The 20,716-nt window shown below is 37.1% G+C and carries 26 protein-coding genes and 1 tRNA gene; 17 read left to right on the top strand and 10 right to left on the bottom strand.

Annotation, left to right across the window (positions count from 1 at the left end):
• The first annotated feature begins 4 nt into the window (after positions 1 to 4).
• The 3 genes from F1737_RS02715 (at position 5) to F1737_RS02705 (ending at position 1,423) form a co-directional block, all read left to right on the top strand.
• Positions 5 to 544, top strand: coding sequence for a hypothetical protein (locus F1737_RS02715; protein ID WP_317137246.1), 540 nt, complete (start codon positions 5 to 7; stop codon positions 542 to 544).
• A 68-nt stretch (positions 545 to 612) separates the two neighbouring features.
• Positions 613 to 1,134, top strand: coding sequence for a hypothetical protein (locus tag F1737_RS02710; RefSeq protein ID WP_317137245.1), 522 nt, complete (start codon positions 613 to 615; stop codon positions 1,132 to 1,134).
• Positions 1,135 to 1,180: 46 nt separating this feature from the next.
• Complete coding sequence (locus F1737_RS02705; RefSeq protein WP_317137244.1) at positions 1,181 to 1,423, top strand: FeoA family protein; 243 nt, start codon at positions 1,181 to 1,183, stop codon at positions 1,421 to 1,423.
• A gap of 159 nt (positions 1,424 to 1,582) precedes the next feature.
• Here the strand turns inward: F1737_RS02705 and F1737_RS02700 are convergent, their stop codons facing one another.
• A complete protein-coding gene (locus F1737_RS02700; RefSeq protein WP_317137243.1) occupies positions 1,583 to 3,031 on the bottom strand; it encodes an aldehyde dehydrogenase family protein in 1,449 nt (482 codons plus the stop codon).
• Positions 3,032 to 3,283: 252 nt separating this feature from the next.
• On the opposite strand from F1737_RS02700, the gene F1737_RS02695 reads away from it, so the two are divergent.
• Complete coding sequence (locus F1737_RS02695) at positions 3,284 to 4,582, top strand: GntP family permease (protein ID WP_317137242.1); 1,299 nt, start codon at positions 3,284 to 3,286, stop codon at positions 4,580 to 4,582.
• Positions 4,583 to 4,671: 89 nt separating this feature from the next.
• Here the strand turns inward: F1737_RS02695 and F1737_RS02690 are convergent, their stop codons facing one another.
• Both F1737_RS02690 and F1737_RS02685 read right to left on the bottom strand, forming a co-directional pair.
• Positions 4,672 to 4,851 carry a hypothetical protein gene (locus F1737_RS02690; RefSeq protein ID WP_317137241.1) on the bottom strand — a complete coding sequence of 60 codons (180 nt, stop codon included), beginning with the start codon at positions 4,849 to 4,851 and terminating at the stop codon, positions 4,672 to 4,674.
• A 199-nt stretch (positions 4,852 to 5,050) separates the two neighbouring features.
• A tRNA-Val gene (locus F1737_RS02685) sits at positions 5,051 to 5,124 on the bottom strand.
• A 263-nt stretch (positions 5,125 to 5,387) separates the two neighbouring features.
• On the opposite strand from F1737_RS02685, the gene F1737_RS02680 reads away from it, so the two are divergent.
• The 3 genes from F1737_RS02680 (at position 5,388) to F1737_RS02670 (ending at position 9,194) form a co-directional block, all read left to right on the top strand.
• A complete protein-coding gene (locus tag F1737_RS02680) occupies positions 5,388 to 6,377 on the top strand; it encodes a cache domain-containing protein (RefSeq protein ID WP_317137240.1) in 990 nt (329 codons plus the stop codon).
• Between the two features lie 402 nt (positions 6,378 to 6,779).
• Positions 6,780 to 7,637, top strand: a complete 858-nt coding sequence (locus F1737_RS02675) for a hypothetical protein (protein ID WP_317137239.1) — start codon at positions 6,780 to 6,782, stop codon at positions 7,635 to 7,637.
• 72 nt (positions 7,638 to 7,709) lie between these two features.
• Complete coding sequence (locus tag F1737_RS02670) at positions 7,710 to 9,194, top strand: sodium-dependent transporter (protein ID WP_317137238.1); 1,485 nt, start codon at positions 7,710 to 7,712, stop codon at positions 9,192 to 9,194.
• 55 nt (positions 9,195 to 9,249) lie between these two features.
• Here F1737_RS02670 and F1737_RS02665 read toward each other — a convergent pair whose 3' ends face one another.
• From F1737_RS02665 to F1737_RS02655, 3 genes are all read right to left on the bottom strand, one after another.
• Complete coding sequence (locus F1737_RS02665) at positions 9,250 to 9,483, bottom strand: hypothetical protein (RefSeq protein ID WP_317137237.1); 234 nt, start codon at positions 9,481 to 9,483, stop codon at positions 9,250 to 9,252.
• Positions 9,484 to 9,677: 194 nt separating this feature from the next.
• Positions 9,678 to 10,898, bottom strand: coding sequence for a DUF1700 domain-containing protein (locus F1737_RS02660; RefSeq protein ID WP_317137236.1), 1,221 nt, complete (start codon positions 10,896 to 10,898; stop codon positions 9,678 to 9,680).
• Between the two features lie 15 nt (positions 10,899 to 10,913).
• Positions 10,914 to 11,210, bottom strand: a complete 297-nt coding sequence (locus tag F1737_RS02655; RefSeq protein WP_317137235.1) for a PadR family transcriptional regulator — start codon at positions 11,208 to 11,210, stop codon at positions 10,914 to 10,916.
• A 240-nt stretch (positions 11,211 to 11,450) separates the two neighbouring features.
• Here F1737_RS02655 and F1737_RS02650 point away from each other — a divergent pair, with 240 nt between their 5' ends.
• The gene (locus tag F1737_RS02650; protein WP_317137234.1) at positions 11,451 to 11,639 is read left to right on the top strand and encodes a hypothetical protein; all 189 of its coding nucleotides are present in this window, start codon (positions 11,451 to 11,453) and stop codon (positions 11,637 to 11,639) included.
• Positions 11,640 to 11,742: 103 nt separating this feature from the next.
• Here the strand turns inward: F1737_RS02650 and F1737_RS02645 are convergent, their stop codons facing one another.
• Entirely contained in the window at positions 11,743 to 12,216 is a 474-nt protein-coding gene (locus F1737_RS02645) for a hypothetical protein (protein WP_317137233.1), read from the bottom strand.
• Positions 12,217 to 12,284: 68 nt separating this feature from the next.
• The gene (gene hcp / locus F1737_RS02640) at positions 12,285 to 13,946 is read right to left on the bottom strand and encodes a hydroxylamine reductase (protein ID WP_317137858.1); all 1,662 of its coding nucleotides are present in this window, start codon (positions 13,944 to 13,946) and stop codon (positions 12,285 to 12,287) included.
• Positions 13,947 to 14,037: 91 nt separating this feature from the next.
• On the opposite strand from hcp, the gene F1737_RS02635 reads away from it, so the two are divergent.
• Complete coding sequence (locus F1737_RS02635) at positions 14,038 to 14,397, top strand: winged helix-turn-helix transcriptional regulator (RefSeq protein ID WP_317137232.1); 360 nt, start codon at positions 14,038 to 14,040, stop codon at positions 14,395 to 14,397.
• 127 nt (positions 14,398 to 14,524) lie between these two features.
• Here F1737_RS02635 and F1737_RS02630 read toward each other — a convergent pair whose 3' ends face one another.
• Together F1737_RS02630 and F1737_RS02625 are read right to left on the bottom strand one after the other, a co-directional pair.
• A complete protein-coding gene (locus tag F1737_RS02630; protein ID WP_317137231.1) occupies positions 14,525 to 15,121 on the bottom strand; it encodes an HAAS signaling domain-containing protein in 597 nt (198 codons plus the stop codon).
• A 5-nt stretch (positions 15,122 to 15,126) separates the two neighbouring features.
• On the bottom strand, positions 15,127 to 15,471 hold the full coding sequence (locus F1737_RS02625; RefSeq protein WP_317137230.1) for a PadR family transcriptional regulator: 345 nt from the start codon (positions 15,469 to 15,471) through the stop codon (positions 15,127 to 15,129).
• Between the two features lie 252 nt (positions 15,472 to 15,723).
• Between F1737_RS02625 and F1737_RS02620 the strand changes: the two genes are divergently transcribed.
• The 8 genes from F1737_RS02620 (at position 15,724) to F1737_RS02585 (ending at position 20,662) form a co-directional block, all read left to right on the top strand.
• Complete coding sequence (locus F1737_RS02620) at positions 15,724 to 17,217, top strand: MFS transporter (protein ID WP_317137229.1); 1,494 nt, start codon at positions 15,724 to 15,726, stop codon at positions 17,215 to 17,217.
• A 112-nt stretch (positions 17,218 to 17,329) separates the two neighbouring features.
• A complete protein-coding gene (locus F1737_RS02615; RefSeq protein ID WP_317137228.1) occupies positions 17,330 to 18,487 on the top strand; it encodes a TIGR04083 family peptide-modifying radical SAM enzyme in 1,158 nt (385 codons plus the stop codon).
• 284 nt (positions 18,488 to 18,771) lie between these two features.
• Positions 18,772 to 19,077 carry a hypothetical protein gene (locus F1737_RS02610; protein WP_317137227.1) on the top strand — a complete coding sequence of 102 codons (306 nt, stop codon included), beginning with the start codon at positions 18,772 to 18,774 and terminating at the stop codon, positions 19,075 to 19,077.
• Between the two features lie 15 nt (positions 19,078 to 19,092).
• A complete protein-coding gene (locus F1737_RS02605) occupies positions 19,093 to 19,494 on the top strand; it encodes a hypothetical protein (RefSeq protein ID WP_317137226.1) in 402 nt (133 codons plus the stop codon).
• 5 nt (positions 19,495 to 19,499) lie between these two features.
• The gene (locus tag F1737_RS02600) at positions 19,500 to 19,808 is read left to right on the top strand and encodes a hypothetical protein (protein ID WP_317137225.1); all 309 of its coding nucleotides are present in this window, start codon (positions 19,500 to 19,502) and stop codon (positions 19,806 to 19,808) included.
• Entirely contained in the window at positions 19,805 to 20,029 is a 225-nt protein-coding gene (locus tag F1737_RS02595) for a hypothetical protein (protein WP_317137224.1), read from the top strand. Before F1737_RS02600 ends, F1737_RS02595 begins: the two co-directional genes overlap by 4 nt.
• The gene (locus F1737_RS02590; protein ID WP_317137223.1) at positions 20,026 to 20,370 is read left to right on the top strand and encodes a hypothetical protein; all 345 of its coding nucleotides are present in this window, start codon (positions 20,026 to 20,028) and stop codon (positions 20,368 to 20,370) included. The genes F1737_RS02595 and F1737_RS02590 overlap by 4 nt, the downstream gene beginning before the upstream one ends.
• Positions 20,345 to 20,662, top strand: coding sequence for a hypothetical protein (locus F1737_RS02585; protein ID WP_408669672.1), 318 nt, complete (start codon positions 20,345 to 20,347; stop codon positions 20,660 to 20,662). The genes F1737_RS02590 and F1737_RS02585 overlap by 26 nt, the downstream gene beginning before the upstream one ends.
• The last annotated feature ends 54 nt before the right edge of the window (positions 20,663 to 20,716 follow it).

The raw sequence follows: 20,716 nt of genomic DNA, 5'->3' as shown, positions 1-20,716 counted from the left end.
TGAAATGAAAAAAATTTCTCTTATATTAGTGATATTGTGCCTGTTTCTATTTCTGATATTTTCAGGCTGCACAGGAAGTGACAGTGATATTGAAAAAACTCCTGCACCAACACAGACTCCTTTATACACACAGACACCTGCACCAACAGAGGAAATTATCATAAAGCCTGTAATCATGAGAGGCGAAGGCATTCCTGAAGAGATAGGAATTGAAACAGATGCAAAAACAGTCCAGGACAATCAGGCGGTTTTGGTATACTACACACTTGATACGCAAAAGTCAGGCATCTCCATGGGGCAGGAAGGCTGGAATATTGTTGTGACGGCTTTTGTATACAACACTGATTCGGTACCGGCAGATTTCAGCCCGAAAACCAATGATGACATAATTAACGCAAACATCCCATACAAATCCAGAAATATCCTCTTATATCCGGGAACTGTTTACACTGACAAAATAGAGGTCAAAGATTCTCCATCAGGAGGTTCTATTGACATCAACAAGCCCTATAACTACGGCATATTATTCAGACTTCAAAAATGAGAGTTCAATGGAATAGATTAATCTACCATGAACTTCTTTTTTCAATTATGAAAAAAACAGCATTTTTTATGGCAGTTTTAATTATTGGATTAATATTAACGGCAGGATGCACAGGGACAGAAGAAGCAAAATTACCGGTTCCGACCATTGATGAAGAAATAACACCGGAAAAAACGACAATCCCTACCGAAGAGCCTTATGAAGTAACCGAACCTGTTCTGATTATCGGTGATGATATTTATTCAACCAAAATCACAGTAAATGCAAAGGATTCAGGCAATAATGCATTGATTGTGTCGGTGAACTATGACAGTACAAACCAGATGGGAACAACCGGAACAGGTTCCGATCTAAGAGCAACAGTTTTTGCATACAATTACAGGGATGTTGAAAAATCTTTTAATCCAAAGACCAGACAGGATGTTATTGATGCAGGAATTCCATACAGGACAGTAGGAACCACACTCTACCCGAACAATAAAAAAACGGTAGGAGCTGAACTTCCAACAGAATCATTGCAGGGAAGCCTTACACTTGATAAACCATATAATTACGGCGCAATTATTGAAAAACAGGGTGAGAGAAACTAAATTAAAATCTGTTTTTACAGATAATGATCTCAAATAAAGGAAAAATATGATAATAAAAGCATCAGAACTAAAAGAAGAACAATCCGGAATTATTAATGAAATTCGTGATTACAAATCTGATCTCGAATGCATGGGAATACAAAAAGGTGACATTATCAAAAAAATATCAAAACCTGAAGATAATGGTGTTATTGTAATTAAAAATACTAAAAATAACAATGAAATTATTCTGGTTTCAGGAGTGGCTGAGAATATCTTCATTAAACCAATCCCATTAATAAGGGAATAATCAGTTGATAACAGCCCAATTCATTTTTAATATATATTTTAAAATGATGACTGATATTACAAAAAATACCAGTTAATGAAAAATATTTTGAATAGAGTTGGTAACAAAACCAAAAAATTATGCAACGAGTTCAGGATTTTATAATTTTTATTTCTGACATCATTGCAGATTATTTAGTACAAGCAGTTTTTCTTCTGTCATCTCCATTATCGCATACCTTGGACCCTCTCTTCCTGTGCCGGACATTTTAATCCCGCCGTATGGCATACAGTCAACCCGGAATGAGGGAATTTCGTTTATTATGACCCCACCGGTTTCTGCATTTTCAAAAGCCTTTATCACTCTTCCTATATCTCTTGTAAAAATCCCGGTCTGGAGTCCGTATTTAGATTCATTTGCATATTTTAGCGCTTCCTCAAATTCATCATAGCCACGGACAGATACCACCGGTGCAAAAATTTCAGTAGAATTTACACTCATTTCAGGAGTCGTTTTCTCAAGAATTGTGGGTGGAAAACGCGCTCCGGATATTGAACCGCCCATAGTAATATTTGCACCCATAAATACTGATTCATCCACCTTTTCATAAGCAAAGGAAGCTGCATCTTCTGATATCATCGGACCAAGAATTACACCGCTTTCTTCAGGATCACCAAATTCAATCCTTTCCATAGAACTTTTTAATGCGTCGATGAATTTTTTGTATATATCATTCTGGACAAATATTCTCTGAACGGATATGCATACCTGTCCTGCGTTGGCCAAAGCTCCTACTGCAATTTTTCGGGATGCGATCTCAATATCAGCATCATTATGTACAATAACGGCGGCATTTCCACCAAGTTCTAATGCAACCTTCTTTTTAGGAGCAATTGATTTTAGATACCACCCGACATCAGGGCTCCCTGTAAAACTCAGAAATCTGATTCTCTCATCACTAACCATTTTTTCGGCAATGCTTGTTTTGCATGGAATAACATTTACCGCATCTTTTGGATAACCGGCCTCAATTATAAGTTTTCCAAACAGAAGCGCCGATATGGGTGTCTTGGACGCCGGTTTTAGAATAAATGAATTCCCTGCAGCTATTGCAGGTCCTATTTTGTGACAGGCCAGATTCAACGGATAATTAAAAGGAGTTATAGCAAGAACAGGTCCGACCGGAAATCTCCGCGTTATTCCAATATGTCCTTCACCAGCCTTTGTTCTGTCAAGTGGAATCAGACTCCCGCCAAGTCTTACAGATTCCTCAGCTGAAATTTTCAGGGTCTCAACCGCCCTTGAAACTTCAGCTGTCGCAAGATCTCTTACCTTTCCGCCTTCTTTTATAAGGATTTCAACAAATTCTTTCTGATTTTGTTCGATAAGTCCTGCAAGTTTGTCAAGAATTTCTTTTTTTTGGTATCCGGAAAGTTTTTTTGTCCTTAAAAAACCCTGAGCAGAACATTCAAGTGCATCCTCTGCATCTTTTTCATCTGCAAGAAAGACTGCCCTGTATGGGCGGTTTGTATAAGGATAAATTACATCTTGCGTTTCATCACTTTTCCGAAGGTCGCCCCCGACAATAAATTCCAAAGGAGAAGTCATACAGACTTTATTAATGCACATAAGGCAGATAAACTTAGCCCAATAATCAGTAACAATATTTAATCACAGGAACATAAGGTCTGATTTCTAATAAGAACACAATTCTTCAAAAAATGATTTTTAGGAATCTGCCTTTATTTTCAAAATTAATCCTGCCGGATTATTTCCTGAGCAAGTAGTTCCGGGGAATCTCACATGATGATGTGAATTCTGTTTTAAAGGATTCATATAAACGCATCTGTTTTTATATGCCAAATTTCCAATTATTAGATAGTGGATACCTTAGCCGTTCTTTTGATTGTTCTCATCCTGATATCATTTGCAAGCTTTAAATACAGGGTGCCGCCGTTTTTAACACTTATAGGCGGTGCTTTTTTATTTGGTATTCTGACAGGATTAAACCCGGATACAATAATAAACCAGATCATCCGGGGTATGTCAAAGACCTTTATGGCTTTCGGGATTTTGATCTTCTGTGGATCTGTTATCGCAAAGTCAATGCAAAAACAGAATCATATAGAAGAGATTGTATCCGATATAAACAAAAAAATCAGGGATTTTGCCTCCATATCAGCAATTTCAAGTTATCTTCTGACGATACCTCTCACATGCTGCATTACTGCCTACATAATGCTTGCACCGATCATAAGCGGACTTGAAAAGAATAAAAATATAAAAAATATCGGACTTTATCTTGCAGCGGTATCAGGAGTAGTTGCATATGTTTTGGTATTTCCAACTCCGGTAACAATCCCGCTTTATGAAGCCCTTTCAAAAGAGCAAAACCCTTTGATTTTTGATGCAATATCAATTCCGTTATCTATTACAATTCTCGTTATTTTCGTATTTTTGGGCAGGCATTACATCAAAAAGAAAAGATCAGAAGCAGAACATGCTCTCAGGGATAAAATGGGAAGTCAGATCGTTCACTCTTTAGAGAATGAAAATATTTCATTCCATAAAAGAGCGTGGGCTCCATTTATTGTCATGATTTTCGCAATACCGCTGGGGTATTTTCTGCTTGGCCTCTCACACACAGGGATTATCAATTTCATAATGCTTTCGGGACTGGTTACAGCCTTTTTGCTTGCAAATCCAAAAATAAGAAATGTCTGCGTTAATGACGGCGCAAAGCATGCAGGCCTTATTATTTTTGATCTCTGCGGTGCCGGGGCTCTGGGTTTTGTAATGGTTGAAAGCGGAATTGCAAATGATGCGATAAATATTTATCCCGATTTCATGCCTGTAATACTGATTCCTTTTCTGATCGCAGCCATACTTGCAACTGCGCAGGGGTCAAGGGTTGTAACAGGAGTAATATCAGCCGAAATACTATCAGGTTTAGGAATATTTAGTACAATTCACCCGTTTGTAATGATTCTTCTTGTGAGTGCAGGTGCATGCACAATATCATATGTTACAGATCCATTCTTCTGGCTTGTGCAGAGAACAACCAATGATTCACCAGGGAAAGTTGTGAAATATTATACACTTCCACTCGCAGCCGCAGGGATTTTCATACTGATCATTGCAGTTTTACTGGATTTTTTCGTTCTGAATGAATTTCACTAATATGCATGAAATAAATGTTTAAAGCTATATTTGCATAAAGCCAAAAATGCCTTTTTCATGTTAGAAGAAAAATTTGGATAAATATTTTTTTAAAAGTCGTACTTCCTTAATATGTGTGAAAGCAGGGAATCAACCAGTATTATTGCAATAACTGTTACCAGAATCTGTAATATTATATTATTATATACGCTTCCTGCAAGATTTCCAAAAAAATATCCTGATATCACTGCTGTAAATAAAATAAGAATTTCTTTTCTTTCAAATTTCACATTATCCCTTACCAGATTTTATCCTTAAAAATCAAAATATCATTGCATTATGTTCAAAATAATTATTCAACTGGATATCTAAAAAAAATATTCACGGTTAAAATATTTAATTGATAAATTGCATAAAATAACATTTCAGGCACTGCCTGAAAATGAAACTTCCACTTTAATACAGATATTTAAAATCTTTCAAAAGGAGTGGACCTGTTGAGATTCGAACTCAAGATCTTCGCCGTGTAAAGGCGACGTCATAACCAGCTAGACCACAGGTCCGGTCATACTTGTTGCCTAATTAGATTGGCATTAGACATTATTAAACCTGTTGGAATTGATTTGATAAAATGACATTTCATACGGATTTTACAAAACAAAATTTCAAAATACATGTCATAATGCGCAATTTTGGATCATAAATTCATATGCTAAAAAAAGCTGACTTTAAACTTTAACCTTATCAAAATCGCAGGTATGCTTAGAAAGAATCGCAGAATATTAATCCGAACGCTTTTTATTAAAAAATGTTTAATCTTCTTTAGATGGACAATAAAAAATTTATTTTAATTTTTTCGTTAATTCTCTCATTATGTATTTTTTCAGCCGGGTGTATTTCCGGAGATGGCATAAATGATGATGAAAAAAACAAAGTGATCATCACAGAGGAAACTGAAAATTCAGTCAGTCTTGAATCGGGAAAAGATATTTTGGTATCCTTCATGGATAAAGCGGCCGGTTATGCAAAAGAAAACGGAAAAGAAAAAGCTTTGAAAGCTTTTAACGACAATAACGGAGAATTCATTGATGGAAATCTGTATATCTATGCATATGACTTCAACGGAACCCTGATCGCTCATCCGTACCAGCCTGAACTGGTCGGCACTGACAGGCTGAACTGGACGACTGCAAACGGGCTTCAATTTGTAAAAGCCTCTTCTGATGCTGCAAGGAACGGAGAGGGTTATGTTATGTACATGTACCCTTCCCCGGGTAAATCCGGAGAAATAAATGAATCAGCATCAGATTTATATGAACCAAAAATCGGGTATGTCAAAAAGATCGATGATGAATGGTGGATTGGTTCCGGCATATACCTCTCAGAGTATATTGATAAAGCAAACAACAAAATGCCCGAAGTAATTCAGGATGAAATTGATTTTACAAATAATGCAGTAGAATTTGCAAAAGAAAACGGCCGTGAGAAAGCATTAGCCGAGATCAGCAATACAAGCGGAAAATTTGTTCAGGGCAATCTTTACATCTATGCATACGATTTTAACGGAACACTGCTAGCGCATCCCTACCTGACAGATAAAACAGGCAAAAACCTGAATGAAAAAACAGGACCTTATGGAGTACGCTCAGTTGAAGTTCTGAGCAAAAAAGCTAAATTGGGAGGTGGCTACGTTATTTTCGGATGGGAGAACCCTTCAAATGATAACAAGCCGGAACTTAAGCTGGGATATGTCAAACCCGTTGATGAGAACTGGTGGCTCGGAACCGGCGTTTATATGAGTGATTTGACCAGATAAACAGAAATAAAAAAGAAGATAATTTTTTTTGAAAATTCATTATTTTCCCTAACATGTATTTTAAATTAAATTACACATTCAACGGGACTAACTATATTATGAATTATTGACATTTCATTAATCCTGATGAAAATCCCGGACAGACCTGCTAAAATTAAACTGCCCGAAACGCTTCAATATCTGACACTTATTTTTGTTTTTATAATCATATCTGCATATTTTATATTTTTAGCCTTTCACATTGAAATATTCAAAGGGATTTCGGATTATGAATTTTTACTTTTTCTAATCCTCTTTCTTATGCTGATTATAATCACAGCCTTTCTTTTAACGAAATATCCCGCAAAAAAGCATTCACTTCTGATAATCATTTTAATTCTAATAATCTGGCTCGGACCACAGATGGCAATAATAGCTGAAATAGAATCGGAATACAAAACGATAAAAGAAGATTATTCATCACTTTTCGATAATGAAATTAAAAATGGTAAAGACCCACTAAACAGTGCATGGGGTGTTACTGACACTTACTTTCAAAATTTTGAAACTGCATGGAGAAAACCTGATTCACCAATTCCTGCACGGACAATATATCCGGAGAACAGTGTCTTAAAATTCCATTTCATTCTTTACCACTATCTCTTCAATATGAATGGAAAAGAAAAAGTTTTCACAATTTTTAAAACGGGAAACTGCAGTGAGTTTGCTGTTTCCATATCATATCTTATTAATGATATTACAGGGCTTAAAACAAGAATAATTACAATGGAAGGAGTTGATCACACATACCCTGAAACAGAATATAACAATCAGTGGTATGTTTTTGACAGAATTCTGACAACAGTTAAATATCCGGTACTCTCTGAAAATTACTCATCTTACCTTTCCGGGAATAAACCGGTGATATACGGTAATATTGCAAATCTTATTGATTCCGTCACAAAAAAATCGTACCTGAAAGAACATGGATTTAATTCAAAAGAGATATTACTGGTATTATATGATGATTCGGGAAAAAATACCGATTCAGTTTACATTGAAGTATATCTCCTGAACGAAAGTTCATCAGACCCTCTCATAGCACAGGGTGTTACAGATGTAAACGGCACATTTTCAACTATAATCAGAAAGGAAAACAAATATCTGATCAGAGCAGAAAAATCTGAAAAATCAGGCATAAAAAAGACTGCTCTCCTGATAGTTCCGGTTTTAGACGATAATTTTCAGAAATTTGAAATCGAACTAAAAAAATATGAATAAAATTTGCAATCTCATTTTTTCTTCCTTATCATCACAACCCATTTTATGATTTCAGATCTAAATGACTAGGGCATGCAAAGCGATAATAAACAGCAATGGAGCTCAAGAGGGCTATTTATTCTTGCATCTATTGGCGCTGCAATAGGGATAGGGAATGTCTGGAGATTCCCCTATCTTGCATATTCAAATGGAGGAGGGGCATTTTTAATACCATATTTTATTGCCCTCCTGACAGCCGGAATTCCGTTATTATTACTTGAATTTTCAATAGGATATAAAACGAAACTTAGCGCTCCGGCAGCATTTTCAAAACTTCTGGGAAAAAAGTATGCAATTGTAGGCTGGCTTGCAATACTGACAGGTTTTGCAACCATGACATACTATACCGTAATCATGGCATGGTCAGCGGATTTTGCTGTATTTTCCTTAACTCAGGAATATGCAGGACAGGCAGAGACCTTCTTTTTTGATCAGTTCCTCAATCTTCCCGCGACAGTGGGAGGCATTGAAGGTATAAACCTCCTTGTGGTAGCAGGACTTCTTATTTCATGGACCTGGTTATTTCTCTCAATATACAAAGGAGTTAAAAGCGTTGAGAAAATGATATTATTAACAGTCCTTTTGCCATGGATTTTGATAATTTTGTTTATAATACAGGGTTTAACGCTTCCGGGTGCAATGGACGGAATTGTCTACTATTTAACGCCTGATTTTTCAGTATTATCTGATCCGGGAATCTGGCTGTCAGCATATGGACAGATCTTTTTCACACTGTCTCTTGGATGGGGATGTATGATTGCATATTCAGGATTCCTTCCTGAGAATACCGAGTTTGGAAAAAGTGCAATTGTTATCGCATTAGCAAACAGTGCCACATCAATTACAGCAGGTCTGGCGGTATTTTCAACACTTGGCTACCTTGCATTTGAACAGGGAATACCTGTATCGGAAGTTGCAAAAGGGGGAATTGAACTTGCATTTGTGACTTACCCGACAAGCATATCCCTTCTGCCTTTTGGTGCCCAAATTTTCGGATTTTTGTTTTTCATACTTTTAATGACTCTTGGAGTTGACTCAGCTTTTGCAACAATAGAAGGAGTGTCTGTTGCTGTGCACGATTACGTCAACAAACCTAAAATTCTGATTACTTTATCTCTCTGCCTTTTCGGATTCCTGACAGGCCTCTTATTTACAACCAATTCAGGCTATTACTACCTTGACATAATTGACTATTACCTGAGTTCATTTGTACTTGTTCTTGTAGGACTCCTTGAAGCACTTGTCATAGGTTACGTTTACGGACCAAAGCTGATGAGAAAATTCATAAATAAAAATTCAGATGTTAAAATCGGGAAATGGTGGGAGATATGCATTAAAGTTATTGCACCTGCAATGCTGCTTTTAATTCTTGGAGGAACTGTTTATCAAAGAATTTTCAGCTCATATGGAGGATATCCGGACTGGACAAATATTGCAGGATGGATCTTTGTAATGATTATAATTCTTGCAGGATTTCTTTTAACGTATGCCCTGAAAACAAAGAATATTCAAAATTAAAAAATTAATACTCTGATTTTTGAATAAATACAAAATTCAGAGATTTCTTACTGTTTTATTTTACTTTTTTTCTTGGCGGCCTTTCATAGGGCTTTTCTGAAATCCTGAATGTTCGTTGATGCGGATGCTGAAATTCTATATCAGAACTTCTGATATCTCTTTTCTGATAATCTCTCCACATATTTGCCTGATCCTTTGAAGACCGGTATGAAGGCTTTCTTACAACACTTCTTTTATGAGCAACAAACCTGTTTCTCGTCTCATTTTCAGTATCTGACTTTTCAGCCATAAATAAATCCCCCTCAATTTTTAGAACAAATGTAGCTCATTCTATATTATTATTTGTCAGGCTTAAATCAAAAAATAAAATTACTCTTTTTCAGGAAAAAAGGATTTTTAAATATTCTGCCCATTTTAACATTACCCTTAAGGCAAAGGGCTTATTTTTTGATAGATTATCACAATAAAATGTTTAGGAAACATTTATGCCATGCACTTTTCCAATAATTCTGAGACATCCACAAAAGGCTGATAGTCGTTATAGTTGTCATAATTCATGCAAAAATTAATATTTTTAACGCTTTTGAAATCTGAAGTGACATTCATGCCCGGATCAACCATTATTGAAGTCATTATTCCTGAATAGACACAAAAAGGTATACCGCCGGTTTTCCATACGTGTATTTCTGAAATTCTGTCAGATGGAATTCCATCATTAATATCAGAATCATTCAACGTAAACCCGCTGACTGATGTGAATGTTATCATTTTTTCATTATTGATCCCATCTTTGGTTTTATAATAAGAACGGGGGATGAATTTTCCCATTTCATAATAATCCACCGATAAACCTTGTCCATCCAGATGGTTTACGTAAAACCTTCCTGCATTGTGCGAATAAATATACTTATCTCCAGCAAGAATATATGAATCACGCCATAGATCACAGAAATCTATCGTCATATATTCGGTTAGATTTTCATTTACAGGTATTTTCAGCCGGAATAATTTCATTCCCAAAGAGGGTTTGATCTGTCCGGTATTTTCAGGGAATATACTGCTTTCGTATATTTCCTCTGTTTCCCCAAGTAAAACAGGCTTTAAATCAATAATTTCAGTACTGTTCATCCGGCTAAAGATTAGATGAATGGTTTCATCTGAATTAATTAATCCGGCAAAAAAACCGGGTTTTTTAATCAGCCCACAATACTCTGAATCAGGATTATCTTTTAAAAACTTCAGAATTGCCAGATAAACTGCAGGATTTTTCTTTTCAGCAATTGTCATATCGTCCTGGATTAAATATCCCTGTCCCTGTGTACAGTTGAAAAGAGAATAGAGATTTACAGAGGGTTTAGAATCTCCACCTCCATAAATTTCAATATTTAACATGGAATAAAAAGCTGATCCAAAGAATATGCCAGATATAATCAAAATTAACAGAGTTATTCCGATAACAGGTTTTCTTATACTTCTCAGAGATTTTTTTATTTTTTCAGAGGATGCAGGCGGATTTTCCTCAAGATACGCCAGAATCAGATCTGAGGGTTTTCCAAGCATGGCGCTAATTTCTTCCTCGCTGTTACCAAGTTCCATGCCTGATCTGAAATGCTCCATTATTTCTGATATTATCTCATCAGATTCTTTTTTTGAAAATCCTTTAAGATGAAGCTTTAAATTTTCAATATACTCTTTTTGGTCCATATATATACCAGATTACTATTCACTTCTGTTATTGATTTTAAGGAGATAATTTACCTTTTTTGAAAAAGAGATCCATTCATTACGAATTTCATTTTCTTTTCTTTTGCCATCCGTTGTAAGGCGATAATATTTTCTTGGAGGGCCCTCCTGCGATTCTCTCAGATATGTTTCCAGATAACCCTCACTTTTAAGCCTTTTTAGAATGGGATAGACTGTACCTTCTGATATCTCAATAATTTTTGAGATCTCATGCACCATCTCATACCCGTAATAATCTCTTTCTGAAAGGAGAGAAAGGACACATAAGTCCAAAACACCTTTCCTAAACTGAGTTGTCATGACTAATTTTCAATACTATGTATTACACAGTATTGTGTTTTTATTACCGGATAACCTTTTCTCATTTTATTATAGAATGTGTTTTCAAAAAAATAGAATTTATAACTGCTTTTAAGTCATAAAATAAGAGTTCCAGTTTGCAATTATAATCATACAATCAGTATATATTAATGAAAGTACTTCATTGAGCAGGCAAAAATAATAATCAGGGGGTTGAAAGTTATCAGCATTAATCAGATAAAGTCAATAAGGTGCATATTATTCTCTTTGGTTTTTATCGTAATTCTGGCAGGTGCCGTTACTGAATTATACAGCACTACTACCTGGTTCATAATCGCAATTGTCATCTGGCTTTTAGGGAGAGCAATAGCAGTGATGTTGCCAAAAAAAGATGAGCCTTAAAAAATGCCCATTATCTGAATATCCAAAGACAGATTTCTTTATAAATTTTATTCAGAATATACATTACCCTCAATGATGACTGAAATATTATTGAAAACTTAGGTCAGCCCGATTTTATGGATCTAAGAATATTTTTCATCTCAGACAAACCTGCCAAATCAGCATAGCCCTTATTTTCCCAGATAATAACACCGTTCTGGTCAAGAATATAAATATAAGCAAGGGAACGATCTTTTATTCCAAGTTCTCCGGTAATCAGGGATGCATCTTTGCAATAAGTAATTATACTGTCATGCTTATCAGGCGATATTCCGGATCTCATGCCGCCGTCAATTACTGATTTAAAAGGCCTCCATAGAGGAGAATCAATTACTGGTATTTCATAGACAACAATTGATTTATCTGCCGGAAACTCTTTTTCAAACGGAATCATCCACGAATCAATCATAGACTGTGCACTTCTGACAAATGCAATAAAAATAACAGTCACTTTTCCGGCAGTGTCGTCAGGCAGAGTTATTTCATTCCCCAAAAGTGTCTCTGCAGTGATTTTTGGAAATTTATTTCCGGCAACCATAAACCCCCTTATACTTTTTATAGGAAATCAAACTGCCGGACAATTCCAAAAAAATATTATGTTTGTATTTATTCAGGAACCATCAGCTTAAGATCTTCTTCCACGGTTGAATTTTTACGGATTCCAAAATTCTCTACAAGGACCTTCAAAACACCAGGGGAGACAAAGGCAGGAAGACGAGGTCCAAGAGTAATGTCCTTTATTCCAAGATGAAGCAGTGAGAGAAGAACAAGTACCGCTTTTTGTTCATACCATGCGATATTGTATGATATCGGAAGATCGTTCAACTCAACATCAAAGGCTTTTGCAAGTGCCATTGCTATTACAACAAGTGAATAGCTGTCATTACACTGTCCGGCATCAATAACACGGGGGATTCCCTCTATGTCCCCAAGAGGAAGGCTGTTGTATCTGTATTTGGCACAGCCTGCTGTCAGGATGACAGTATCTTTGGGGAGAGCCTTTGCAAAATCGGAATAATAATCCCTTTCACTGTGTCTTCCATCACACCCGGCCATTACTACAAATCTTTTAATTGATCCGGCTTTGACGGCATCCACAACTTTATCGACGATAGACAAAACAGCCTCATGGGCACATCCTGTAATAAGATCTTTTTCGCCCTCATCCTTTTTCCTGAACAGTCCTTTGATAAAACCCTCATCTTTTAAGTTAAGGTCCTTTGGAGGCTGACACTTTTTGGCATGCTCAATTATTAAGGAGAAGTCCTTCCCTCCGTTTTCCGATGTTCCAATATGCCTCAGACCTGAGAAACCGACCGGACCGGTTGTATATACCTTGTCACTGTATGAATCCTTCGGAGGAACAAGACAGTTTGTTGTAACAAGCACAGGGCCGTTGAAACTTTCAAATTCTTCTTTCTGAAAAGGCCATGATCCGCCGTAGTTTCCGATAAGATGATCGTACTTTTTAAAGGCAGGATATGCATGTGCGGGAAGCATCTCACCATGGGTATAGATATCCACACCGCTGCCAACAGACTGAAGAAGCAGTTCTTCGAGGTCTTTTAAGTCATGCCCTGTAACCAGAATTCCCGGGCGGTTTTTTGGTTTGGTTGATACTTTTGTTATCTCAGGATTTCCATACGCAGTAGTGTTGGCAGTGTCAAGAAGTGCAAGAGTCTTCACTCCGATTTCACCGCACTTCAAAACATTTGCAACCATTTCTTCGACAGTTAAATCATTTAGCGTTGATGCGAGTGCCTCCTGAATGAAAGTTGTTATCTCTTCATCTTCATACCCCAGAATTGCTGCATGGTAATAATAGGCCCCGACTCCTTTCAGCCCGTACACAAGGAGTTCGCGAAGTGATCTTACATCTTCGTTTTCTGTTGCGAGTACACTTACCATACCTGCTTTTGACTTTATATCCTCGTCACTTTGAGGCAGCCAGGTACATGCATCATGTTCAATTTCATCTGCCGGAGGGATTGAATCACGAATTAAAATTCCTTCATTTATAAGTTCTCTAAACCGCTCTTTGTCAAAATTCACATTTGTAAGTGTTGCGAATAATGATTCGGCAATAAATATTCCGGCATCTTTGTTGCCTTTTCCATTTGCAATTGCCTTTATGTTTCTTTTGGATATTCCCTTGAGAATATATATTAAAACATCCTGCAATTCTGCTGTCTGTTCATCCTTGCCACAGACACCTTTTACTGTGCAGCCACATCCTTTCGCTGCCTCTTCACACTGGAAACAATACATTTCTTTCAACTCACAATTTTAGTATCTAAAAGATACAAAGTATCATTAAGATACTAAATTATAAATAGTGAAAAGTTTCTGAATGTATACTATGGATGAAGAATGCACAGTAAACAAAACAGTAAAATATCTTACAAAAAAATGGTCACTTCTAATAATCCTTGAACTTTACAAAGGTAAAGGGTGCGTAAAACGGTTTTCAGATTTAAAGAGCTCTCTGAATGGAATTACACCCAAAGTTCTTTCACAGAGATTAAAGGAACTTGAAGATGAAGGCCTGGTAGAAAAAAAAGTTATCACAGAATCATTCCCTGTCAAAACAGAGTATGCACTAACACAAAGCGGACTTGAAATTGTTGAAATCATAAAATCAATAAAAAAATGGGCGCTTAAATGGAAAATTGACAATATTGAATGCGGTGAACAAAACTGCAGGGATTGTATACTGTGAAAAAATAGGATATATTCATATTTGAAAATAATTAAAAATTATACCTGCTCCGAATGAAACAAGCATTAAAACAAATATATTGAATACTAATTTCCTCACTAACGGATCAGGCTCAATATTACTAAAATCAAAAATCATTTTTGTAGGCCCCCTTAATGATTGAAGCATTCATTCTAAAATATCGGGCCATGATTCTTACAAAAAATCTTGTCACGTAAATTCCGCACATGGTTATCAGGATACCTCCTGCCATAAAACCAACTGATGCTGCAATATTGGCAAAGAAAGTATTGAACGGAAGAGAAACTGTGGCACCAGGGGGAATGGCTTCAGGAAGTACAGTGAAAAACACAACAATTCCTCCTGCAAGAACAAATGAAATTCCTATCATAAATATTGAAAGAATTATCCCGGCAAAAACTACTACCGGAGCAAGGGCAAAAAGAATATTAAAAAAACCAAGACCAACCGCCGCAACTCCTGCACAGAAAAGGGACTTTAAAGAACCACTTCTTTCTGCTGCATCAATATATGAAACAGCAACAAGATTTTTTCCGATATCTGCCGGATTTCCCAGCGCTTCACAAATTTCTTCTTCAGGTCTGCCTGCCTCTAATCCAAAAGCAAAGTGTTCCTCATAATCCGAAACAATCTCCTGCACTTCATTAACAGGAAGTCTGGCAAGGTTTTCTTTCAATATTTCAAAAAATTCATATTTTTCCATTTATTTCATCTCTCCTCAGGATAAGGGGTTTTATTGTTCTGATCCTCACAGAGGTACAGGTTGACATTGCTAACAAATGAAAACCATTCTTTTCTAAGATTCTGTTCCATCTCACGACCTTTTTCAGTAATGGAGTAATATTTCCGGGGCGGACCTCCGGTTGACTCCAGTATGTATGTTTCGAGGTATCCATCCTTTTTCAGGCGCCTTAATAAAGGGTAAATAGTACCTTCCGAAATCTCCACAGCATCTGAGATCACCTGCACAATTTCGTAACCATAGCACTCTTTTTTTGAAAGGAGTGACAGGACGCATAAATCGAGAACCCCTTTTTTAAACTGGATGTTCATTTTCAAATTCCATCATATAATTCATACCACAGGCTTATCTAATCATTAAACATTACTGTGTTATGCACGATACTAAATATTAATCACACCCTTATAAAATACTTCGCTATCAGAGGATAGCAGGTACTTAAAAATTATATCATAAATGCTAATGCAATATCAAAAACTGGGATAAGCAAAGTGATCTTCTTAAAAAATGAAAAACTCAAAATAAAACGAAAAATAATAAAATGAGCATAACCACTAATTTATATGAGTTCTTCAGAAGACAACTCTTCTAATTCGGGATTTTTACTATTAATTATTGCCATTTCAATGGCGGCTTTCATGTCTTCTCTTGACGGGACAATTGTAAATATTGCTTTGCCAACCATTTCGGAGGCTTTTGACATATCCTCGGGAACAGTGAGCTGGGTTGCCACTTCCTACCTTCTTGTAATGGCAGGATGTGTGCTGATATTTGGAAAAATTTCCGATGTTATCGGATTCAAAAGAGTATTTTTATCAGGATTCATCATATTTACCACAGGTTCTTTTGCATGCGGTTTCATACCTGAAATCCTGAATTCTTTTTCCTCTCTTGTAGGTTCAAGAGTATTGCAGGCAGTTGGAGGAGCAATGATTACAGCTATTGCACCTGCAATGATAACTGCATTTATTCCAATGGATCAGAAAGGAAAAGCAATGGGAATCATAATGACCGTCGCAGCTCTTGGAACAGCGATCGGACCGACAATCGGAGGACTGCTAACCCAGTATTTATCATGGCACTGGATATTTTACATAAATGTGCCTGTCGGAGTGGTTGCACTGTTCCTCGGTGCCAGGGTAATTCCGTCGACGGTCAAAACAGGAAAACTCAAAGGCTTTGACAAAGGAGGAGCGGCTTTTATTTTCATCGGACTTGCAACACTGCTTTTTGCAGTATCGGAAGGACAGGCTCTTGGATGGACTTCACCAGTTATCCTCTTATCAGCAGTTCTGGCTGTATTCTCTCTCGGATACTTTGTATGGCATGAACTAAAAACGGCGGAACCCCTCCTTGACATTAGACTTTTCAAAAACAGAAACTTCATCTTCACCAATATGATGATGGCCCTTGTTTTCTTCAGTTTTGCCGGAATCAACTATCTCCTTCCCTTCTATCTTCAGTATGTACAGGGATTTGATACATCAACCGCCGGACTGATACTCACGTCTCTATCATTTGCAATGATGGTGTCCGGAATTATTGCAGGAATGTTAATCAACAAAACCGGTTGCAGAGTTCTTTGTATTGCAGCCGGTATTATAATTTCAGCAGGTTATTTCATGACAACCCTTCTGCGTGTTGACTCAACGATGAGTTTTGTAATTATGTGTCTCCTGGTAATCGGTTTTGGTCTTGGATTGATAATCACTCCGGCATCCAATATGATAATGAACTCTGTTTCCAGGAAATATCAGGGGATGGTTTCGAGTTTAACAAGTCTTGAAAGGTTTGCACCGATGACAATCGGGATCGCAATATCCAACCTGATATTTGTCCAGGGTATTCTGACTATAGCCTCACACAGAGGAATTGTACAGGATACACCTGCCAGTATGAAACTGGAAGTTTTGACAGCCGGTTTTGATCTGGCTTTCTTTGCTTCGTTTATTATTGGAATAATTGTTCTGATTCTGGCAGTTATTTCCAGGCAGGAGATTCACCCGGATTATCTTTCTTCAAAAAACGGGGAAGATGATTCTACATTTAAAATCTAAAAGAAAAGAGATTTAGATATTTTTTGTTTAAATATCTTTTAAAATAATATTTGTGAAATATTTCCGGACATAAAACAGCAAAAATAAACTTAAGCAAAACAGTAAATTTATTATGAAAAATCCCTTCCATGTCATGATTATACCTACTCTCGGCTGCCCGTGCAACTGCAGTTACTGTTGGAGTTCAGATGAAAATTCACCGGTAATGACTATTGATACCGTCAGGGCAATTGCAGAATGGCTTAAAGATTTAAAGGACATCCCCGTCACATTCACATTTCATGGAGGAGAACCTCTTCTTGCAGGTCCTGAATTTTACAGAGAGGCACTACCGATACTCTCAAAAGAACTTACCCATTTAACGCCCGACTTTGCACTCCAGTCAAACCTCTGGCTTTTAACACCTGAAATTGCAAAAATCCTTGCTGAATATAAAATTCCAATTGGTTCAAGTATAGACGGGCCAAAAGAGATTAATGATTCGCAAAGAGGAGAAGGTTACTTTGAAAAGACAATGGAAGGCTGGAAAATTGCAAAGGAAAACGGCCTGAATGTAAGATTCATATGCACATTCACCGGTCAGTCAGTGGAATCAAAAGATGAAATCCTGAATTTTTTCCTTGAAAACGGTCTTACCTTAAAACTTCACCCGGCACTTCCCTCTCTGCGTGACAATAATCCTGACAAATGGGCTTTATCTCCTGAAAAATACGGTGAACTGCTCATATATCTTCTTGACAAATCTCTTGAGCATATAAATGATCTTGAAATAATGAATGTCAACGACCTGTGCAGATGTGTTTTTACAAGGAATGGAAGTGTCTGCACTTTTGCAGACTGTATGGGAAGCACATTCGCAGTGGGACCTGACGGAAATATCTACCCGTGCTACCGTTTTGTCGGGATGCCAAAGTTTGTCATGGGAAATGTATATGAAAAACCCTCAATCGATGATTTAATGAATTCTGATGCAGGAAAACTGATGACAGGATTCAAATCCTTTGTTGACAAAGAGTGCGGGGAATGTCCACATATTAATTATTGCCGCGGAGGATGCCCGTATAACGCAATTGCACCAACAAATGGAGAGATTAAAGCAGTCGATCCTCACTGCGCTGCCTACAACAAAATTTTTGATGAAATTAATGAAAGGCTGAATAAGGAAATGTTTGAGGAACCAGGCGCAGGAATATCCCCTGTGCAGTCAAGAATCAGAAGAAATAAAAAACCGGGCGTAATGGCTTTAATGCGCAGAAATATACTGAAATGAACGGATTTATCATAAAAAAAGATCTATCTGAATTTCTGATGAAAACAAGATGATTATCTTCTCTTTTCATCATAACAACACTTATATTTAATATTTATACTATTTTTAAATTATACTTGGAATTCACACAATATCTAAATACTATAATGCCCATTTCACCCTCTATTATGGAAGGGATTGAGTTAAAAATCGAAACAAGATCCTTCCCCAGCAGCGGACGAGTACGCGTCCATGAATCATTATTGCCAGATTTAGAGGTTAAAGTGGGGGAGAATCTCGAAGTAATGAAAGCTGTTACTGGTGAAGAGGAAAAATCAAAACCAATTGTTGTTTCTGTGTTTGCCGACAGTATGGTCAAAACGGATGTCATAAGGATGAGTCCTGAAGACATTGCCCGTCTTGGTGCTCTTGAAGGAGATACTGTCATAATTAAACGAAAGATTCCTTTCACAGAAGTGATTGGAATAAAAGCAGGCAATACAGGGAAAACCATTAAAGAAGAGACATCTAAAGCGGGGGCAACTATTGAGAAAGGGATGAAAGAAATCGGTGAAAAAATAATGCCCGGCAAAAAGGAGGATGAACTCTGAAGGAGACTAGATACAATGGCCATAGAGTCTTTATACCCGGAGTGGTGGCAGTGGTTTCAGTCTTTGATGTGGGTTGTTCTGCTTTTTATCGGACTTATCATTATCTACTATATTATCAGGGAAATCCAGTTAGGAAGAGTGACGCCAAGACTTGCTGAAATTGATCTGGAAAAAGAGAAACTTAAACTGATGACTCTTGAATACAAAAGCAGATGTCAGCCCTTTTTCCGGATATCTCCTGAAAGTCTCGAAGAGATTAACAAAATTGACCAGGAAAACAACGAGCTTGAATCCACGATCTTTGCCAAACAAAGCACTGTAGAAAAGAGAATTCAAAAACTTGAGAACATGGTCAAAAACACAAAACTCGATCGTATGATCGAGAAAATAAAAGATGATGAAAGGAAAATCCGGTGATTAAAATGTATGAAACAAATATTTCCGGGAAGGAAAAAAAACATTCTTTCTCGGAGACACTTGCAGGGATACCGGGAAGAATTAATTCAGTTATGCCTTCTATGGAAAAGAAGATGGGCCGGTATTTTGATTCGCATTTCAATGAACTTATCTCTGAGTGGGATCTGGTGACTTTAAGCACTCTTGATCATCTTGAACACAGGCTTGATGGCGTCAGCAGCGAAATCAGCATGCTTGAAAGCAAAAAGACGATTATTGAAGAGAGGGCCAGGGCACTCGAATCCGCAATAAGCGAGATAGAAGGTGAATTATGAGCGGCTTTGACGATTATATGAATACCTACATTGACAGCCGGATGAAATATATTATTAATGAGTGGAATCTTGGAACCGGACAGGACTTTGGAGATTTCATAATCCGTCTTAATTCGGTTGAAAAAGACATCAGGGATATCAAATTGTTTGAAGATGAAGCTTATGAGAGAATGAATGTTCTTGAAAAGAGGCTTTCAAAGATTAAAGAGGTCAGAAAATGACATGGCTTGAATTTTTCCTTTCAGCTGTTATCCTCATTGCAATTATTGCATTCATCATGTATTATTATTTCAAGGGGTCTACAAGTGAATTGTCAATCAGCCGGCCAATAGAGGGCCGCGTTGACGAGTACCTTGATCGTCATTTTGAGGAGATGGTTTCCGAGTGGTCTCTGGCTGATAAATATCAGGTCAGATCATTTTGCAATAATAAAAATAGTCAGATTCTGGCAGACGAAAGCAAAACAGCCGTCCTTAAGGATTTTAAAGAAAGCATGAACGCAAAACTGACAAATCTGGAGGAGCGTCTTAATGTTCTTGAAGAACAGATTCCCGGCAAGTGAGCAAAAAGAAAGGCGGGATAATTTGTATTCAAGGCTTCGGGGGGATATTGTAACCATGCGTAAACAGGGAAATTTCCCTGAGAAAGATCCCTCTACTTTTTCAAAATATTATTGTGATCTGTGCAATGATTCATTTCCACTTAATGAGATCAAACAGTGCACACTCTGCGGGCGGTGGGCATGCTCATCCTGCTGGACTCAGGATTTTTATGTCTGCAATTCATGCAATGGTGTGATTAAACTTCATACAATGACTTTTAAAAATCCGGTACCTGAAGAAAAAGAGGACTGAATTATCCCAATAGATTTTATCATTGATTTTGTCCGGGATGGCAACCCTGATATT

The organism is Methanoplanus sp. FWC-SCC4, from assembly GCF_032878975.1.
In the GTDB taxonomy this organism is placed as follows: domain Archaea; phylum Halobacteriota; class Methanomicrobia; order Methanomicrobiales; family Methanomicrobiaceae; genus Methanochimaera; species Methanochimaera problematica.
The sequence above is the reverse complement of the archived record's forward strand: the minus strand, read 5'-3'. Positions and strand labels throughout refer to the sequence as shown.

Excerpts from the sequence above, each read along its gene's own strand:
- F1737_RS02710 (WP_317137245.1), top strand. The coding sequence starts at position 613 with ATGGCAGTTTTAATTATTGGATTAATATTAACGGCAGGATGCACAGGG.
- F1737_RS02590 (WP_317137223.1), top strand. The coding sequence starts at position 20,026 with ATGACATGGCTTGAATTTTTCCTTTCAGCTGTTATCCTCATTGCAATT.
- F1737_RS02605 (WP_317137226.1), top strand. The coding sequence starts at position 19,093 with ATGGCCATAGAGTCTTTATACCCGGAGTGGTGGCAGTGGTTTCAGTCT.
- F1737_RS02705 (WP_317137244.1), top strand. The coding sequence starts at position 1,181 with ATGATAATAAAAGCATCAGAACTAAAAGAAGAACAATCCGGAATTATT.
- hcp (WP_317137858.1), bottom strand. The coding sequence starts at position 13,946 with ATGTATTGTTTCCAGTGTGAAGAGGCAGCGAAAGGATGTGGCTGCACA.
- F1737_RS02615 (WP_317137228.1), top strand. The coding sequence starts at position 17,330 with ATGAAAAATCCCTTCCATGTCATGATTATACCTACTCTCGGCTGCCCG.
- F1737_RS02635 (WP_317137232.1), top strand. The coding sequence starts at position 14,038 with ATGGATGAAGAATGCACAGTAAACAAAACAGTAAAATATCTTACAAAA.
- F1737_RS02645 (WP_317137233.1), bottom strand. The coding sequence starts at position 12,216 with ATGGTTGCCGGAAATAAATTTCCAAAAATCACTGCAGAGACACTTTTG.
- F1737_RS02670 (WP_317137238.1), top strand. The coding sequence starts at position 7,710 with ATGCAAAGCGATAATAAACAGCAATGGAGCTCAAGAGGGCTATTTATT.
- F1737_RS02660 (WP_317137236.1), bottom strand. The coding sequence starts at position 10,898 with ATGGACCAAAAAGAGTATATTGAAAATTTAAAGCTTCATCTTAAAGGA.
- F1737_RS02625 (WP_317137230.1), bottom strand. The coding sequence starts at position 15,471 with ATGAACATCCAGTTTAAAAAAGGGGTTCTCGATTTATGCGTCCTGTCA.
- F1737_RS02595 (WP_317137224.1), top strand. The coding sequence starts at position 19,805 with ATGAGCGGCTTTGACGATTATATGAATACCTACATTGACAGCCGGATG.
- F1737_RS02665 (WP_317137237.1), bottom strand. The coding sequence starts at position 9,483 with ATGGCTGAAAAGTCAGATACTGAAAATGAGACGAGAAACAGGTTTGTT.
- F1737_RS02630 (WP_317137231.1), bottom strand. The coding sequence starts at position 15,121 with ATGGAAAAATATGAATTTTTTGAAATATTGAAAGAAAACCTTGCCAGA.
- F1737_RS02715 (WP_317137246.1), top strand. The coding sequence starts at position 5 with ATGAAAAAAATTTCTCTTATATTAGTGATATTGTGCCTGTTTCTATTT.
- F1737_RS02675 (WP_317137239.1), top strand. The coding sequence starts at position 6,780 with ATGGCAATAATAGCTGAAATAGAATCGGAATACAAAACGATAAAAGAA.
- F1737_RS02680 (WP_317137240.1), top strand. The coding sequence starts at position 5,388 with ATGGACAATAAAAAATTTATTTTAATTTTTTCGTTAATTCTCTCATTA.
- F1737_RS02600 (WP_317137225.1), top strand. The coding sequence starts at position 19,500 with ATGTATGAAACAAATATTTCCGGGAAGGAAAAAAAACATTCTTTCTCG.
- F1737_RS02620 (WP_317137229.1), top strand. The coding sequence starts at position 15,724 with ATGAGTTCTTCAGAAGACAACTCTTCTAATTCGGGATTTTTACTATTA.
- F1737_RS02700 (WP_317137243.1), bottom strand. The coding sequence starts at position 3,031 with ATGTGCATTAATAAAGTCTGTATGACTTCTCCTTTGGAATTTATTGTC.
- F1737_RS02610 (WP_317137227.1), top strand. The coding sequence starts at position 18,772 with ATGAAAGCTGTTACTGGTGAAGAGGAAAAATCAAAACCAATTGTTGTT.